Genomic DNA, 16,610 nt, shown 5'->3' with positions numbered 1-16,610 from the left:
TTGGCGTGGCCAATTAGTCCAGATGACCTTAAGAAAAAAGTAAATTGAGTCTAACGTCACATTCTGATTCTTTATAACTCTGTATGGTGAAGGACAAGCAACAAATGTACAGCCCCAGCATATCTGGTGTGGCGGCCAACTCAGAATCAGGCAACCGCATCTTTGTTTACGAAGTGGAGGGTATGCGTCAGAGCAAAGCAACTGACCAGACAAGTCACCAGATTCGCCGTAGCGGCAGCGTGTTTATCTCCGTGCCCTACGATCGCATGAATCAGGAAATGCGCAGGATTGCTCGCATGGGTGGCAAAATCGTCAGCATCCGCCCCTCAAACGGCGCTCCCGAAACAAGTGGCAAAGTCACACCAGAAGCAGGGCTACAGAGTCAGAAATCTGGAGAAAAAACTAAGCCCATGACCCAAGCCAAGGAAAAAGTTCAGGTTCCTGTTAACTTATACAAGCCGGCCAATCCCTATATTGGTAAGTGCATTTCTACAGAAGAAATGGTCAAGGAAGGCGGAGATGGCACAGTCCGTCACGTTAAAATTGACATTTCTGGAGGAAATTTGCACTATCTGGAAGGTCAAAGTATTGGCATTATTCCAGATGGGACAGATAAAAACGGCAAACCTCACAAAATTAGGCTTTACTCGATCGCCTCCACACGTCACGGAGATGATGTCGATGACAAAACTGTCTCTGTATGCGTCCGCAGGCTAGAGTACAAAAGCCCAGAAACAGGCGAACAAGTCCTCGGCGTTTGTTCGACTTTTATCACCGGTTTGGAACCAGGGGCTGATGTCAAAATCACCGGCCCGGTAGGCAAGGAAATGCTCTTGCCCGATGACGAAGATGCCACCATTATTATGATGGCTACTGGTACTGGTATTGCTCCTTTCCGCGCTTATTTGTGGCGGATGTTCAAGGAAAACAATCCAGAGTACAAATTCAAAGGTTTAGCTTGGCTGTTCTTTGGAGTTGCTTACACTCCCAACATTCTTTATAAAGAAGAGTTGGAGCAATTACAAGCTGAATTCCCCGACAATTTCCGATTGACTTATGCCATTAGCCGCGAGCAAAAGAATGCTGACGGCGGCAAGATGTACATTCAAAATCGGATTCAAGAGAACGCTGACGAATTGTGGGAATTGGTTCAAAAACCCAAAACTCACACTTACATCTGTGGTTTGAAGGGAATGGAAGGCGGCATTGATGAAGGAATGTCGGCGGCATCTAGCAAGTACGATGTTGACTGGACTGCCTATCAGAAACAGTTGAAAAAAGAGCATCGCTGGCACGTTGAAACTTATTAATGTGTAGCCTGATTTAATCTGATTTGTAGGGTGGGCTTTTGCTCACCCTATTTTTTTTTGAAACAGTTTTGAGTTTTGAGTAATACCAATTTGAAGAAATATTGCAGAATCAGAAATTAGAGATTTTCACCTGTAGGGAAACGGCACTGCCGTGTCCGGCCGAGAGTTATGACGCGAGGACAGATAATTTATATACGGTTAATAACCGTAGCAGCAATTTTTCACGCATGGTATAACTTATTCACCCAAGACAAGTGTAAAATATACAGTAAGCTCACCGAAAAAGGGAGATGACTGACATGGTATTAATTTCTACCCAAAAACTCACCTTTCAAGAATATCTGAACTATCAGGGAGAATCAGGTGTTTGTTATGAATTATATCGGGGGAATTTGATTGAAATGCCAACACCTACAGCAATACATATCAAAATTTGTGAATTCTTGGTTTACCAGTTCCGGCGCTTCTTTGCAACACATAACCTACCGCTAATGGCAATTGTGACTACCGCAGTCCGAACTGAGGAAAACTCTTCCCGCATTCCTGATGTTGTGATTTGCACTCGGAGTCTGTGGGAACAAGTCTGCGCGCAACCTGGTTCCGCAGTGCTGGATTTTGAAGAAAAACCGCTGTTAGTTATCGAAGTTACCAGTCAAAATTGGCGGGACGACTACATCCGCAAACGGGCCGAATATGACTTGATTGATATTCCTGAATATTGGATTGTAGATCCAAATCAGCCGAAAATACGAGTATGCAGCCGCCCCGAAAATGAAGGCAGTTATTCTCATCAGGAATTTTTGCCTGGAGATCAAGTTCAGTCTGTACAGTTCGCTGAATTTATTTTATCGGTGAATCAAGTGCTATCTCCGCCGCTAGTAGAAGATTTAATTCGAGAAGAAGAAGCACAGCTACAGCAACTAGGACAGCAAAATCAGCAACTAGAACAGCAAAATCAGCAACTAGAACAGCAAGTTAGTTCCGAAAGGCAGCGGGCCGAAATATTGGCGCAGCGGCTGCGAGATATGGGGGTAGATATGGATGCAGAACTTTAAATTGCCATGCAAAGTCTGGATGAATTAGTCAGATAGTGTCCGAAGATAAAAACCACAATAAAATAGGTTCGTAGTGAGGACTTTAGTCCTTGGATTTGGAATGCGGACTAAAGTCCTCACTACGAACCGTTTTTATTGGGAGTGATTGACCGGACATGATATGATATAGAGTCGGACTTTTTAAAGAAGTCGAGCCTGTGGGTATTCTGTGAATGCCCGGTTGTCCTACAATGATTGTAGATTAAGTGATTTTCTACGGGTCAAAGTCGTGGCTTTCAAAATTGGTTTGCTAGGTTTGGGTACAGTTGGCGCGGGAACGGCAGAGATTTTGCTCTCCCCAGATGGCCGCCATCCGCTGTTACAGGAATTGGAAATCTATCGGGTGGGAGTGCGCGATATTTCTCGAACTCGGTCTTTACAATTGCCAGAAAATGTGCTGACAACTGACCTAGAGGCGATCGCCACTGACCCGGATGTTGATATTGTAGTAGAACTGATTGGCGGATTGGAACCGGCGCGATCGCTCATTCTGCAAGCTATCGCCAACGGTAAGCACGTAGTCACCGCCAACAAAGCAGTTATCGCCCGCTACGGTAGTGAAATCTTCGACGCTGCTAACGCAAAAGGCGTTTACGTAATGTTAGAAGCTGCTGTGGGCGGTGGCATTCCGGTCATTCAAACCCTCAAACAATCTTTAGGTGCAAACCGCATCAAAAGTGTCACGGGCATCGTTAACGGCACAACTAATTACATCCTGACGCGGATGCAGACAGAAGGCGCAGACTTTGCCGAAGTGCTCGCGGACGCTCAGCAATTAGGTTATGCTGAAGCTGACCCTACAGCGGATGTAGATGGATTAGATGCGGCTGATAAAATTGCTATTTTAGCCTCGTTAGCTTTTGGTGGACGCATCAAATTAGCAGATATTCACTGCGAAGGTATCAGACAAGTTAGTGCGGCTGATATTGACTACGCCGATAAGCTGGGATTTGTGATTAAATTGTTGGCTATTGCTCAAGAAACTTCCCAAATTTCCGAGCAAAATGGGGATGCAGAAGGGGAACTCCTATCGATTCGGGTGCATCCTACTTTTGTGCCGAAAGCTCATCCGCTGGCGAGTGTTAATGGGGTTTATAATGCAATTTTAGTCGAAGGAGATGCGATCGGGCAATTGATGCTGTACGGGCGTGGTGCGGGGGCTGGGCCCACAGCTAGCGCGGTAGTATCCGACATTTTGAATGTGGCTGCTATCCTGAAAACCGAAACTGTGCCGATTCCCCATCCTTTGCTGAGTTGCACTCACCAACACTACTGCAAAATTGCAGAAATGCAGGAACTTGTGACTCGCTTTTACGCCCGTTTTCTGACGGGGGATACTCCGGGGGTAATTGGCAAACTCGGCACTTGTTTCGGCAATCATAAAGTGAGTTTGGAGTCAATCGTGCAAACGGGAATTCACGGCGATTTAGCAGAAATTGTGGTGGTGACTCACGATGTTAAGGAAGGGAATTTCCAACAAGCACTTGATGAAATTCGCGCGATGGAAGCAGTCGATAGTATTGCGAGCACGTTGCGAGTTTTGTAAGGATTGCACAAGGTTCGTAGTGAGGACTTTAGTCCTTCTTTTTCAAGGTTCGTAGTGAGGACTTTAGTCCTTCTTTTTCTGAGGATTAAAGTCCTCACTACGAGCCTTTTTTAGATTGTTTTTAGTTTAGTATGGATCAATAAAATTGGATTTTGTCGATCGCCCTACAGGAAGGCACTTGCTAGATTTCCTCTATGAAAAGTTTGCCAAACCCCAACTCCACGATACTCAGCAGCCCAGCAATCCGTCTATTTACATTCGGCACGAATCGGGGCAAGTTGTTGAGGGAAATTATACCATAGAAAAAGTGTTTGAAGACACTCGCACGGGTTTTTATGCTGAAAGTCGCCTTCCCGTTTCTGGGAATCATCCGCCCGTACTCGTGATTCGCGGATACGGTTCGTGGTATCCTTTCGATCGCGTTTTGGAAGATACACCCGATGTATTTATCGCAAAACTAGAACGCCAGTTAAAAGCGGCGGAGACTGTAGGCGCTGTTGATTGGCTGAAGCAACAATTTCACAGCGGTAATCCGGCGGATATCATCGGAGAAAGTTTAGGCGGCAAGGTTGCTCAACAAATTGTAGCAAAATACCCGGATTATTTGCGATCGACTGTAATTTTTAATTCTTTGGGCGTTGCGGAAAAGTTAGCTCAAACTTGCACCGCTAATAATGTTTTTCACTACTTTACTTTAGGCGAAAGGTATGCTTTCTGGGCAAATGAAGGCGATTACATACCGGGAAGGATTTTTGTGATTTCTCAGCAAGGGGAAAACTGGTGGTATAAAATCGAAGAGGCGATCGTCCGAATAGCCCGTTTTGAAGGCAAGTTTCCTAAAAGGCGAGTCCTGGTGGTAATATTGGCTCAGTGGCTGTTGTTAAATCGGCATAATGCGATCGTCCTAAACAAGAAAAAGCCGATAGTCGTTGAGATCGATCGCACGCAATTACAAATTTTCCGAAAAAGTCGCTTTACCTAAACTCCTACCAAAGCCTTTGATCCGCTAGATCGCTCATTTTCCCGCGCTGCGACGGCGAGTACCAGACAAAGCGCTGCGATCGCTTTTTCCCACTCTTCCTTGACGGCGGTGGGTTGAACCTCATCAAAGGCGCTAACCAATCGAGGAATCGATCGATCTAATGCAAGTCTTGGAATCGATTTGTGCATCTCAACTAAATGAGTTAAACTCTCTTGATTCTTCAAAAAACCGACTACCCATTTTGTGGCATGATCGGGACTATCAGGGACATTTTTAAGGCCTAATTCTGTTTGCAACCAGTCATAAAAAGCTGGGAGTTTTTGGGATAAGACAGCGCCAGCAGTAGGCAAAGTTTCTTTGAGTAAAGCAGTATCCAGACTTCCCAAAAGTTGATTTAACTCCGATGAATCGAGCAAGCTGGCTAAGGGGAGTGAAAGCAGGGCTTCGGAAGCGTCAGGGGATAAATTTAAAGTCCGAGAAAATGTTGGTAGCATTGGAAAGTATCTGGTAGAGATGATGCTTTCACTATGCCAGTGACGCACAAGAATTAATATGAGCTAGCTCATGTTAGCTGAATATGTTCGTAGTAAGGACTTTAGTCCGCATCCAAACTGAGGACTTTAGTCCTCACTACGAACCTATATTTGAATATTCTAAACAAATTCTCCTTTCGCCACCATCACCACTTTACCACCAACCAAAACTTCTATTTCTTTCTGATTTTTTTGAGCTTTCAACAACAGCAGCGAAGGTCTGCCAATCTCATAACCTTGTTCGACTCTCACATCAATCTTGGCTTCCCCACAATAACCATATTCTACCAAATATCCAGCCAAACAGCCATTGGCACTGCCCGTCGCCGGGTCTTCGGTAATTCCTAATGAAGGGGCGAAAACTCGGACGCTTAAATCATTAATGTCGCTGTAGGTTTCCGGGCAGAAAATTAAAATTTCTTTGGCTTCTGTAGTATTAATCAGTTCAAAATATTTGTCTAAGTTAACTTGAGCTTTTTTGAGCGCTGCGAGGTTTTTTAACGGTACAATGATAAACGGCACTCCGGTGGAAACTTCTTTAATCGGGAATTTTGCATCAATTTCATTGATTTCTAAATTCAGGATGCTGGCGATAGTTTCGGCTGATAAAACTTGACCGAATGTTGGCGGGTTTTGTCGCATCCATAAAATATCTACGGATTGATTATGATAATTAAAGGTGACAGGAATTTGACCGACGGCTAAATTGAGAATTACTCGATCGACCTTTTCGCCAATTATCTCTTGCTGCAACACAAACGCAGTGCCCAACGTCGGATGACCGGCAAAGGGCAATTCCTTCTTGGGCGTGAATATCCGCACGTCGTAGCCGTTATTTCGTTGATCGGGCGATCGAATAAATGTGGTTTCAGAATAATTGATTTCCCTCGCTATCAGCAGCATTTCTGCCTCTGAGAGCTCGGCAACTCCTGCGCCGCAAAATACAGCTAGCTGATTGCCAGCATATTTTGACTCGGCAAACACATCTACTATGTAAAAATTCATATTTCTCTCCTTTAAGATTAGAATACCGGGCGATTGAAATCGCGTCTATAAAAACAAAACCCGCCTCCGCGGGTTGAATACCAGGCGGTTAAAATTACGTTATCTTCTCTTTGTCTGCGGAGGCGGACATTGTTTGTGTAGGGGCGATTTCAATCGCCGACTTTTATCGACACTATTTCAAACAGCGAATTGCCTGCAACATTCCCCTGGCTTTACTGAGAGTTTCTTCATACTCCATGTCCGGGTTAGAATCGGCCACCAAACCAGCACCGGCTTGCACAGAAACTGAATGTTTATCGCCGCCATGCGATCGCACAACCATAGTCCGAATTGCGATCGCACTATTCAATTGTCCTTCAAAATCATAATACCCATAAACCCCAGAATACGGCCCCCGGCGACAACCTTCCAACTCATGCACAATTTCCATCGCCCGAATCTTTGGAGCACCACTAACCGTACCCGCCGGAAAAGCAGCTTTCAACAAATCCCAAGCCGTCTTATCCTCAGCCAATTCTCCGATCGCATTACTCACAATGTGCATCACATGAGAATAACGCTCAATTCCCATTAATTCATCAACCTTTACCGTACCACTGCGGCAAACTCTGCCCAAGTCATTTCTGCCCAAATCAACTAACATCACGTGTTCAGCAATCTCCTTCGGATCTTGCAACAATTCAGCAGCCAAAGCATCATCTTCTTGAACAGTTTTACCCCGGCGGCGAGTACCGGCGATCGGCCGCAAAGTTGCGATTCTCTTGCCATCCGCAGTGTTTTCTGCCTTCACCATAATCTCTGGACTCGAACCGATAATCTGCCAATCTTTGAAATTGAAATAAGCCATGTACGGAGAAGGATTGATCAGGCGCAAAGAACGGTAAAGTGCAAAAGGATCGCCACTATATTCAGATTCCAAACGCTGCGAAACAACTACCTGAAAAATATCTCCCGCTTTGATATAATCCTTAGCTTTTAAGACATTCGCACAATACTTTTCGGGAGTAGTATTGCTGGTATAACTCAATTCTGTATTTCCACTTGTGGAACGGGCATCTTGTCCATCATTGGGAGGAGTCCATTCTATCAGAGTAGATTGCTGAGAAAGTGGCGATTTCAGCTTGTTAACTAACTGAGAAACCCGATCGCACGCCGTCGCATAAGCCTCTGCCAAATCAACCCCAGTCTCGCGCAAATCCGCATAGGCGATCGCCCAAATCTTCCGTTTCACCTGATCAAAAATCAACAAATTATCAACCTGCATCCACAACCCATCCGGCAAATCCTTTTCCCCAGCCGGATACACAGGAACACGCGGCTCAATCCACTTAATTAACTCGTAACCCCAAAACCCAAACAACCCGCCAATTCCGGCTGGTAACTGCGGCAATTTCACCGGCTGATAGGACTGCAAACATTCAGTTAAAGCCACAAACGGATCGCCCGTAAATACTTTTTGGGAACCGTCGCGGTAAACTTGAGTTGTTCGATCGCCTTTTGCTTCCAAAATCCACAGCGGATCGCACCCTAAGAAACTATAACGCCCAATTTTTTCCCCACCTTCGATCGACTCCAGCAGAAAACTGTAAGGTTGACCGGCACACACGCGATACCAAGCAGAAACTGGCGTATCCAAATCGGCAACCCATTCTTGATACACGGGCACAAAATTGCCTTGTTTCGCCAGTTCGGAGAATTGTGAGAAATCGGGAAATATCATATACTTATTTTGCTATACAATCAATAAACAAAAGACGGAAACCAACATCCCTCCGGCGATTGGTACTCGCCAACAGCCATCACCGCCATCGGCTTGACGACGCGCAGCCCGGATTGCAAACACCAGCGAAACAAACTTCCATACCTCAGCGGCAAGTGAAAACCCAGCACATCTTCGGGACTGTACGCAGCAGCCCCCAAAAGCAAAACCTGCATATCTGCCTCGGTTTCGGCGACGCTGTGACCCAAAGTAGATATCGCACAAGTATAAGCCACAATCCGACCTTGCTGGTACGCAACTAACGGACAATAATTATTTAGGGCGTATTCGATCTCGGAAGTTCGATCGCACCCACAGACTTTTTCGCACAAAGCCACACATTCACCAACATCCTCACTAGCCATCGGCCGCACCTCAAACCCATACTGCGGCTGGCTGTGAAACTCACCCTCCATTAACACGAAAGGTTCTTTCACCTCGAAACCCAGAGAGGCGTACAGCGACAGCGAAGCCATGTTGAAAGATTCTTGCACCAAACGGATGCCCACAGCGTCCTGTCCCCTTTCCAGCAAGGCTTTCATGATTTCTCGTCCTGTCCCGCGGCCTTGAAAAGTTCGATCGACACTGACTGGCCCAATACCACGAATCGGGTTGCGTTCATCCATAAAACCGCAGCCCACCACCGTACCTTCACTCTCGGCTACGATGCCAAAATACGACGGATTTTCGATCCAAAACCGAGTAATTTCTGCCGCCGACTCCAGCGTCAGAAAGTCTGTATGAGGGAAACAATGGCGATCGGAAATATCTTTAAAAGCTTCATAATTAATGCGAGCGCAAACATTTATATCAGAAGTTTGCGATCGTCTGATTGCCACATTCATTTTTAATTTAACTTTAACGATTAAGTTTTAATTACATTAGAAGTTTGCAGTAGAATTCGGGCGTTGCGGGCTTAGCCTTCAACGCCCGAACACTACTGCAAACACAAGCTTACAAGCTCAGCCAAACATAGGCAATATTACTTATGCTTGGTTCAGCAATGCAGTCATGGCTTAAGGATCGTAAGTCTTCTTACCGGTGAACTTCACCTTAATCGGATCTGGATTGCTGCCAATATTGCGGTCAATCTTACCGACGTAGGGACGACCTTCGTTCACCTTCTCAGGGAACACGCCATCCTTGGGATGCAGGTACTCATTAGAACCGTCGGGAAACACGCGGTAAACTTTGTAGTTCGTGATTTTGAATTTTGCCCGCAGTTGCTGGCCGCCCAAAGCGATGCACTGCTCCTTGCGGGGCAGATACAGCAAGTTGTCGCCTTGACGCATAATCGCAGCGCCACCAGTAGGCATTTCAAACACTTGTTCCTTGGGGCTAGTCCAAGTGATAGCATACTTCTCTTCAACTAGCGCCTTGGTCAGCAAGCCGCCGGTGCTGCCGCCGAAGATGGGGGGTTGTCCAGTCAGTTCTTCTGCCATAGATATATCCAAAGGATTTTTACGGCATCGTATCATCGCCACTGTACCCTGTTCTCGAAATCGTAAGGAAAATTAACAGTTTTTTGGCGATCGATCTCTTCTGATAATTGATAATTAATAATTGGTAATTGATAATTGGTAATTTCTACGAATGCCCAAAAACAGAATTAGCCAGCAGGAATAAATACAAAATCAGCATCAAAAACGCCCATTGGTGCCTATGGCAAAGGCTTACCGCCCTGTTCCAGAAAATCGACTTCTTCCTGCTTCGTTCGACCATGCCGCCGCAGAGGCAGGTTTTGCAGTAAAAATTTTTCTGTGCTATCCTGCGTTGGGCGATCGACTAACTCGATCGCAACTGCCGCACCCAAACGATCAAAAACCCAGTTTTTACTGCAAGTCTTGTCGATCTGCACCGCCAGCATCCGACAAAAAGACTTTTTACCTAAGTAATATCCACACCGTGCACCCAAAAACGAGATTTTACACGTAAGTAGTATCAAATCCTCTCTGCATCGCAATAGTAAATTAGAGTTAACTTTTAACCGTCAACATCACCTAACGGTGCAACCGGAATTGATAAGCTATTGTGCATTTAAACTGTATCGTCAAGCTTGATCAAGTTCTTGGTGGGCATAAGAGCCTGCACAAAGAATACAATTCAGATGCGGAACAGCTTATCATTTTGATTATTAATTTTTGATTAACTTAATTTATAGCGATCGGCACAATATTGTAAGATTTCATTAAATACCTGTTACATTTGGACAGGAAGAACAAAAAATAGATCGTGGCCATTGCTCGATCGCTCTACCTTATTTTAACAAAACACCTTTGAATACGTAAGTAATTTTTAAGTTATGCGATTAATCTATACCTCATTTAAACATGGTTGTTTGCTAAAGGTCGATCGTCCGCGATCGATATTGGTTTAAGATGTGGCATTGTAGAATTAGGAATTGATTATAAACTGGGGAAGATCAACTATGCTGCCAGCTTCAGGAATTTCTGGTTACAACTTACAAGAACTGATTCACCAAGGGACTAACACAGTTGTTTATCGGGCAATATCGACAGCAGAAAAACAGTTGGTCATTCTCAAAGTTTTAAACACCGACTGCCCAACCCTAGAACAAGTCGCCCGTTTTAAACACGAATATCAGATCGCACAACATCTCGACTCTCAGTATGTCATCAAAGTCGATCGACTCGAAACTCATCAAAATCACTTAGTTTTAATCTTAGAAGACATTGGAGGGATATCCTTAAAAAAATGGATAAGCCCCCGTGAAAATCAACGACAAATCGCCGATCTAGAAACCGATAATAATTCAGTAGCGATTGCTACCAATCGCCCATTATCGCTTGCCGATTTTTTAAACGCAGCAGTGCCATTGGCAAAAGCTTTAGTATTCCTGCATCAAAATCAGATTATTCACAAAGATATTAAACCGCATAATATTATCATAAATCCCGAAACAAAGCAAGTAAAAATTGCAGATTTTAGCATTGCTTCCCGGTTAAGAAAAGAACAACCTGACTTGAAAAATCCCGATCGCCTAGAAGGAACTCTAGCATATATGTCGCCCGAACAAACTGGGCGCATGAACCGTGCTGTAGACTACCGCAGCGACTTCTACTCCCTCGGTGTCAGCTTTTACGAACTGCTGACAGGACAATTGCCATTTCGCAGCACCGATCCGCTGGAATTAGTCCACTGTCACATTGCCAAACAACCAATTCCTCTGCAACAATTAAATCCGCAAATTCCCCAAGTTTTGGCGGAAATTGTGGAAAAATTGATGGCAAAAAATGCCGAAGACAGGTATCAAAGTGCAGCCGGATTGTTAGCAGATTTAGAACGCTGCCAGAATCAAATAGAGAATTTAGGTACAATTTCTAATTTTATCCCCGGACAACTGGATGCAATGAGTCAGTTGTTAATTCCGCAAAAACTTTACGGGCGGGAAGAGCAAATAAAACAGTTATTGCAAGTGTTCGAGCGCGTCAGCCAAGGTAGCGGTGAAATTGTATCGGTAGGTGGCTATTCTGGGATTGGCAAATCAGCATTAGTACACGAGATTCTCCGCGATTTAACCAGGCAGCGCGGCTACTTGATTTCGGGCAAATTTGACCAATTCAAGCGCAATGTTCCCTACACTTGTTTCAATCAAGCTATGCGGAGTTTGGTGCAGCAAATTTTGAGCGAAAGCCAAGCTCAGATTGACTTGTGGCGAGAAAAACTGCTGGATGTTTTGGATGCGAATGCTAAAGTTGCGATCGAAGCCATCCCCGAATTAGAGTTAATTTTAGGCCCGCAACCAGACGTACCCGAACTCGGCCCTATTGAATCTCAAAAGCGCTTCAACCGAGTGATGCAGCAGTTAATTCAAGCAATTGCCACTGCCGAACATCCCTTAGTAATGTTTCTCGATGACTGCCAGTGGATAGATGCTGCAACAGTTAATTTATACGAACAAAATTGCCTTGAAAAAATTCCTTACTTGCTCGTAATTGTTGCTTATCGAGATAACGAAGTCAGCCCGACGCATCCGTTTATGCTGGCAAATCAGGCAATTCGGGCAGGGGGAGTTCCGATGACAGCTATTACTTTAGAACCGCTAACAATTGGCCGCGCTACTCAACTGGTTGCTGACACTTTGATCTGTGCCGCCGCGTCAGCGACACCGCTGGCAAATTTGCTCGTAAAAAAGACTGACGGCAATCCATTTTTTCTCAAACAACTGCTCAAGTATTTGCATCAAGAAGGTTTCCTAAAATTTAATCACCAGGCGGCTGAGTGGCAGTGGGATATCAAACATATTGAACGGCAGGAAATTTCAGAAAACGTTGTTGAGTTGATGGTGACAAAAATTCAAACTTTGTCAACCGCAACCCAACGAATTTTACAAATAGCGGCTTGTATAGACAATCAGTTTAGTTTGGATGTGCTGTCGGTGGCTAGCGGATACTCTTGGACGAAAACAGCACAGGATTTGTGGGAAGCGCTGCAAGTGGGGTTGATTTTACCTGTAGGAGATGCTTATCGGATACCGCAAGTATTTGAGCCGGAAGAGTTGGAAAAGTTGGGCAAAATGCCCGGACAGGTGTGCTACAAATTCATGCACGATCGCATTCAGCAAGCTGCTTATGCTATGATTCCTGACGAACAGAAACAAGCAGTTCATTTGACAATCGGGCGTTTGTTATTGCAAGGAAGCAGCGAAGCTGAACGCCAAGAAAGAATTTTTGATATTGTCAATCATTTGAATTTTGCTGGCGGCTTGATTTGCGATTTGAGTCAATATGAATTAGCAGAGTTAAACTTGCAGGCGGGCAAAACTGCGAAAGCTGCTTCTGCCTTTGAAACTGCGCTGAGTTTTTTCCAATCGGGCTGCAATAGTTTGCCAGCACAAAGTTGGGAAGATAATTATGCGTTAACTTTGGCGCTGCATTTTGAATTGGGCGAAGCGGAATATTTGAATGGGAAAAATGACGAAGCTTTGGTAATTTTCGACTTAATTATGCCCCAAACTAGGACATTATTGGAACGGTGTCAGGTTAATGAGTTGAAAATGACTTGTCTGCGGATGAAAAATGATTTGCCTGCTGCTTATCAGTTAGGTATCGATACGCTGCAATTTTTGGGAATTGAGTTTGAAGCGTACCCGGATGATGCGTATTTGCTGCGGGAGTTGGCGAAGACGAAGGCGATGATTGGGGAATCCATCGCAGATTTAGCCGATTTACCTACACTCACCGATCCGCTGCAACTCTCCGCCCACCAGATTTTGAAAGAACTTTACCCCATTGCTTACTTTATCAGTCCCAACGCTCAATTTTTGTGTGCGATGAAGTTTGTGCAGGCGACAATCGAACACGGTAATTGCAAAATTTCCGCCTTTGGCTACATTTTGTATGCCTTTACTTTGATTGTTAAATATCGCGATATTGAGGCTGGTTGCGCATCAGGAGAATTGTCTCTCAACCTCTACGAACAGTGGGATTCCAAAGAGTTAGGCGCTTGTATTTTGCATATTTGGGGCGGTTTAACTTTGCACCACATTAAATATATTGATGAGTGCAAGCTTTTTCTGATCAAATCTTTTAATAGCGGTTTAGAGACAGGTGCTTATCAGTGGTCGGGATATTCTGCGGTTACTTATCTGTGGATCTGCTTTTTAGGCAATGAAACGCTGCAAAAATCCGCCGAAATCATTGATGAATTTCTTCCAGTATTGGAGAAGATAGACCGAAATATGCTAGCATATTGTTTGCTAAATAAACAGACAATATTCCAGCTTACTTGTCCTCTGGATAGTGCTGAAAATCCGCCAAGTTTCATCGATGAACAGTCGCTTTTAGAATTTGCTGAAGCCTCGGCAGATTTGACGACTTCTTTTATGGTTTATCTCTACAGACTAACCGTGGCAAATTGGTTTGGGGAGGTCGATCGAGCATTAGAATATACTAATATGGGTGTTAAATTTTCGGCAGGTGCTGTCGGGACTTTTATGCTCCCGGTTTTTTGCTTCCACCGCGCTATCGCCCTGGCTGCTGCTTGTAAAAATGCCAGCGAGGCCGATCGCCAAATCTACCTAGAACAGCTCAGCATTAGCCTGGAAGAGCTTCGAGAATTTGCGAAAAACTGCCCTGCAAATTACCAGCACAAATATTCATTAATTCAGGCAGAAATCGCCAGGTTGTCAGGAGACAGCTATACAGCAGCACAACATTATGATTGGGCGATCGCCTCCGCGCTCAAAAATGGCTTCGTCCAAAATGCTGCCCTAGCCAATGAATTAGCTTCCCGATTTTATCTAGCACAAAATCGTTACAATCTCGCCAAAATTTATCTCAATGATGCCCGCTTTTGCTATATCGAGTGGGGAGCAACTACCAAAGTTCATCAACTAGAACAATCTCATCCAGATTGGTTTAACACCATCAGCGACGAGCCGATCGCAATAACTACAACTGCGAGTACAGCCGCTGATGTCAATATTTTTGATTTAAAAACAGTAATCAAAGCCTCTCAGGCTATTTCTAGCGAAATAGTCTTAGAAAAATTGTTGAAAAAACTGCTGCATATCATTTTAGAAAATGCAGGCGCCCAAACCGGGTGCATTCTTTTAGAACGAGACGGGTACTTGTTCGTTGAAGTGTCGGATAGCGACCAGCAGGATTATGCAATATTTGAAGAATTGCAGCCTGTCAAAAAGCACTGCCAAGTGCCTCTTTCTATCATCAATTACGTGGCGAGAACTCAGGAATCGCTGGTGCTGAACGATGCCACCCAAGAAAGCCTTTACCAATTCGATATCTACCTTCAAAATCAGCAGCCAAAGTCGGTTATGTGCGCGCCAATTGTCTATCAAGGAAAGTCGATCGGTATAGTTTATTTAGAAAACAAATTGGTAGCCGGAGCCTTTACTCGCGAAGGTTTGACACTTTTGGAAATGCTGACGGCCCAAGCAGCAATTGCGATTGCAAACGCGCGCTTCTACGCTGGCGAACAAGACAAATCCCGCCAGTTAGCTGAATCCCTAGAACACTTACAAAAATCTCAAGTCGAACTCGCCCAAAAAGAAGAGGAGTACCGCACTATTTTTGAGAGTGTAGCAGACGGACTTACCTTAATAGATTTGGAAACAGGAAAAATGGTGGCAGCAAACCCCGTAGTCTGCGAAATGTACGGTTATTGTCTGGAGGAATTCTTGAGCTTAAGTCCCTTAGCTCTCCTGCACCCAAACTACCTACATCTCTTCGACGAGTTTATCGCAACCGTCAGCTCGCGCCAAGAATTTTATTCTCAAGCTGTGATGCGGCGAAAAGACGGTACAGAATTTGACCTTGAGGTAAGAGCAAAGTTTTTTGAATACCGAGGAAAACCCCATGCTTTGTCAATTTGTCGCGATATCAGCCAGCGCAAAGCAGCGGAACAAGCTCTACAAACATCAGAAGCTCAACTGAGAGAGAAAGCGGAAAATTTAGAAGCTATACTGATCGAACTGCAACAAACTCAAGCACAATTAGTTCAAACTGAAAAAATCTCGCAACTCGGACAAATGGTTGCGGGAGTTGCTCATGAAGTGAACAATCCTATTAGCTTTATTTCTGGGAACTTGCATCACGTTCAAGAATATATTGCTGATTTAATTAAGTTGGTGAATCTTTATCAAGAAAGGTTTCCCGAACCGGGAGCAGAAATTGAAGAAGAAATTGAATCGATCGAGCTAGAATATCTATTAGCTGACTTGCCGAAAACTACCGCGTCAATGAAGATGGGCATCGATCGCATCCGCGACATTATGCAGTCTCTGCGCAACTATTCCCGTAGCGACAGTCTGGAAAAAAGAGCAGTTGACATCCATGAAGGCATTGAAACTACTTTAATGATTTTGTCTCACCGACTCAAGGCAAAGCACAACAGACCGGCAATTAAAATTATTAAACATTACGGTAATTTACCAAAATTAGAATGCCATCCCGGTCAAATCAATCAAGTATTTATGAATTTGATTGCTAATGCGATCGATGCTTTGGAAGAATCCAACACGGGCAAAACCTACGCCGAGATTGAACAAAATCCGAATACCATTATGATTTCTACGGTGGGTGTTTGCCAGCAAGAACCGCAAATAATTGACACGATTGTGATTCAGATTGCTGACAGCGGAGTGGGAATGCCGGAATCTGTCAGACAAAAATTGTTTCAGCCATTTTTTACAACGAAAGCAGAAGGCAAAGGTACGGGCTTGGGACTGTCTATTTGCTATCAGATAGTTACTGAAAGACATGGGGGAACTTTGGAATGTTTGTCTTCGCTAGAAGGTGGAACAGAGTTTGCAATTTGTATTCCGATGTAGGGGAGTCATTGGTCATTGGTCATTGGTCATTGGTCATTAGTCATTAGTCATTAGTCATTTTCGTTGAATT

At 44.4% G+C, this 16,610-nt stretch carries 11 protein-coding genes; 5 read left to right on the top strand and 6 right to left on the bottom strand.

Features of this window, described 5'->3' with window-relative positions:
* Positions 1-104 precede the first annotated feature (104 nt).
* The 4 genes from petH to QUB68_RS16110 all read left to right on the top strand — a co-directional run bounded on the left by petH (position 105) and on the right by QUB68_RS16110 (position 4,932).
* A complete protein-coding gene (gene petH / locus QUB68_RS16125; protein ID WP_332994689.1) occupies positions 105-1,310 on the top strand; it encodes a ferredoxin--NADP reductase in 1,206 nt (401 codons plus the stop codon).
* A gap of 299 nt (positions 1,311-1,609) precedes the next feature.
* Positions 1,610-2,365, top strand: coding sequence for a Uma2 family endonuclease (locus tag QUB68_RS16120; RefSeq protein ID WP_332994221.1), 756 nt, complete (start codon positions 1,610-1,612; stop codon positions 2,363-2,365).
* A 268-nt stretch (positions 2,366-2,633) separates the two neighbouring features.
* Positions 2,634-3,950 carry a homoserine dehydrogenase gene (locus QUB68_RS16115; protein ID WP_332994220.1) on the top strand — a complete coding sequence of 439 codons (1,317 nt, stop codon included), beginning with the start codon at positions 2,634-2,636 and terminating at the stop codon, positions 3,948-3,950.
* Positions 3,951-4,095: 145 nt separating this feature from the next.
* Complete coding sequence (locus tag QUB68_RS16110; protein ID WP_332994218.1) at positions 4,096-4,932, top strand: alpha/beta fold hydrolase; 837 nt, start codon at positions 4,096-4,098, stop codon at positions 4,930-4,932.
* Here the strand turns inward: QUB68_RS16110 and QUB68_RS16105 are convergent.
* The 6 genes from QUB68_RS16105 to QUB68_RS16080 all read right to left on the bottom strand — a co-directional run bounded on the left by QUB68_RS16105 (position 4,929) and on the right by QUB68_RS16080 (position 10,144).
* The gene (locus tag QUB68_RS16105; protein WP_332994216.1) at positions 4,929-5,426 is read right to left on the bottom strand and encodes a hypothetical protein; all 498 of its coding nucleotides are present in this window, start codon (positions 5,424-5,426) and stop codon (positions 4,929-4,931) included. The two genes, QUB68_RS16110 and QUB68_RS16105, sit on opposite strands and share 4 nt — an antisense overlap.
* A 159-nt stretch (positions 5,427-5,585) precedes the next feature.
* Positions 5,586-6,470 carry a PhzF family phenazine biosynthesis protein gene (locus QUB68_RS16100; protein ID WP_332994214.1) on the bottom strand — a complete coding sequence of 295 codons (885 nt, stop codon included), beginning with the start codon at positions 6,468-6,470 and terminating at the stop codon, positions 5,586-5,588.
* A 172-nt stretch (positions 6,471-6,642) separates the two neighbouring features.
* On the bottom strand, positions 6,643-8,190 hold the full coding sequence (locus tag QUB68_RS16095; RefSeq protein ID WP_332994212.1) for an anthranilate synthase component I family protein: 1,548 nt from the start codon (positions 8,188-8,190) through the stop codon (positions 6,643-6,645).
* Positions 8,191-8,210: 20 nt separating this feature from the next.
* Positions 8,211-9,074 (bottom strand): GNAT family N-acetyltransferase, encoded by an 864-nt coding sequence (locus QUB68_RS16090; RefSeq protein ID WP_332994209.1) that lies wholly within the window; start codon positions 9,072-9,074, stop codon positions 8,211-8,213.
* A 171-nt stretch (positions 9,075-9,245) separates the two neighbouring features.
* The gene (locus tag QUB68_RS16085) at positions 9,246-9,671 is read right to left on the bottom strand and encodes a photosystem I reaction center subunit II PsaD (protein WP_332994207.1); all 426 of its coding nucleotides are present in this window, start codon (positions 9,669-9,671) and stop codon (positions 9,246-9,248) included.
* A gap of 218 nt (positions 9,672-9,889) precedes the next feature.
* Positions 9,890-10,144: a hypothetical protein gene (locus tag QUB68_RS16080; RefSeq protein WP_332994205.1), complete on the bottom strand. Its 255-nt coding sequence runs from the start codon at positions 10,142-10,144 to the stop codon at positions 9,890-9,892.
* A 513-nt stretch (positions 10,145-10,657) separates the two neighbouring features.
* Between QUB68_RS16080 and QUB68_RS16075 the strand changes: the two genes are divergently transcribed.
* A complete protein-coding gene (locus QUB68_RS16075; protein ID WP_332994203.1) occupies positions 10,658-16,540 on the top strand; it encodes an AAA family ATPase in 5,883 nt (1,960 codons plus the stop codon).
* Positions 16,541-16,610: the final 70 nt, after the last annotated feature.

It is taken from the genome of Microcoleus sp. A006_D1 (assembly GCF_036702805.1).
Lineage (GTDB): Bacteria > Cyanobacteriota > Cyanobacteriia > Cyanobacteriales > Microcoleaceae > Microcoleus.
Note: the sequence above shows the minus strand (reverse complement) of the source record. Positions and strands in the feature narration are given on the sequence as shown.

What these genes read in the sequence shown, in the direction of transcription:
- petH (WP_332994689.1), top strand. Translation starts at nt 105, where the DNA reads ATGTACAGCCCCAGCATATCTGGTGTGGCGGCCAACTCAGAATCAGGC.
- QUB68_RS16120 (WP_332994221.1), top strand. Translation starts at nt 1,610, where the DNA reads ATGGTATTAATTTCTACCCAAAAACTCACCTTTCAAGAATATCTGAAC.
- QUB68_RS16105 (WP_332994216.1), bottom strand. Translation starts at nt 5,426, where the DNA reads ATGCTACCAACATTTTCTCGGACTTTAAATTTATCCCCTGACGCTTCC.
- QUB68_RS16100 (WP_332994214.1), bottom strand. Translation starts at nt 6,470, where the DNA reads ATGAATTTTTACATAGTAGATGTGTTTGCCGAGTCAAAATATGCTGGC.
- QUB68_RS16095 (WP_332994212.1), bottom strand. Translation starts at nt 8,190, where the DNA reads ATGATATTTCCCGATTTCTCACAATTCTCCGAACTGGCGAAACAAGGC.
- QUB68_RS16090 (WP_332994209.1), bottom strand. Translation starts at nt 9,074, where the DNA reads ATGAATGTGGCAATCAGACGATCGCAAACTTCTGATATAAATGTTTGC.
- QUB68_RS16085 (WP_332994207.1), bottom strand. Translation starts at nt 9,671, where the DNA reads ATGGCAGAAGAACTGACTGGACAACCCCCCATCTTCGGCGGCAGCACC.
- QUB68_RS16075 (WP_332994203.1), top strand. Translation starts at nt 10,658, where the DNA reads ATGCTGCCAGCTTCAGGAATTTCTGGTTACAACTTACAAGAACTGATT.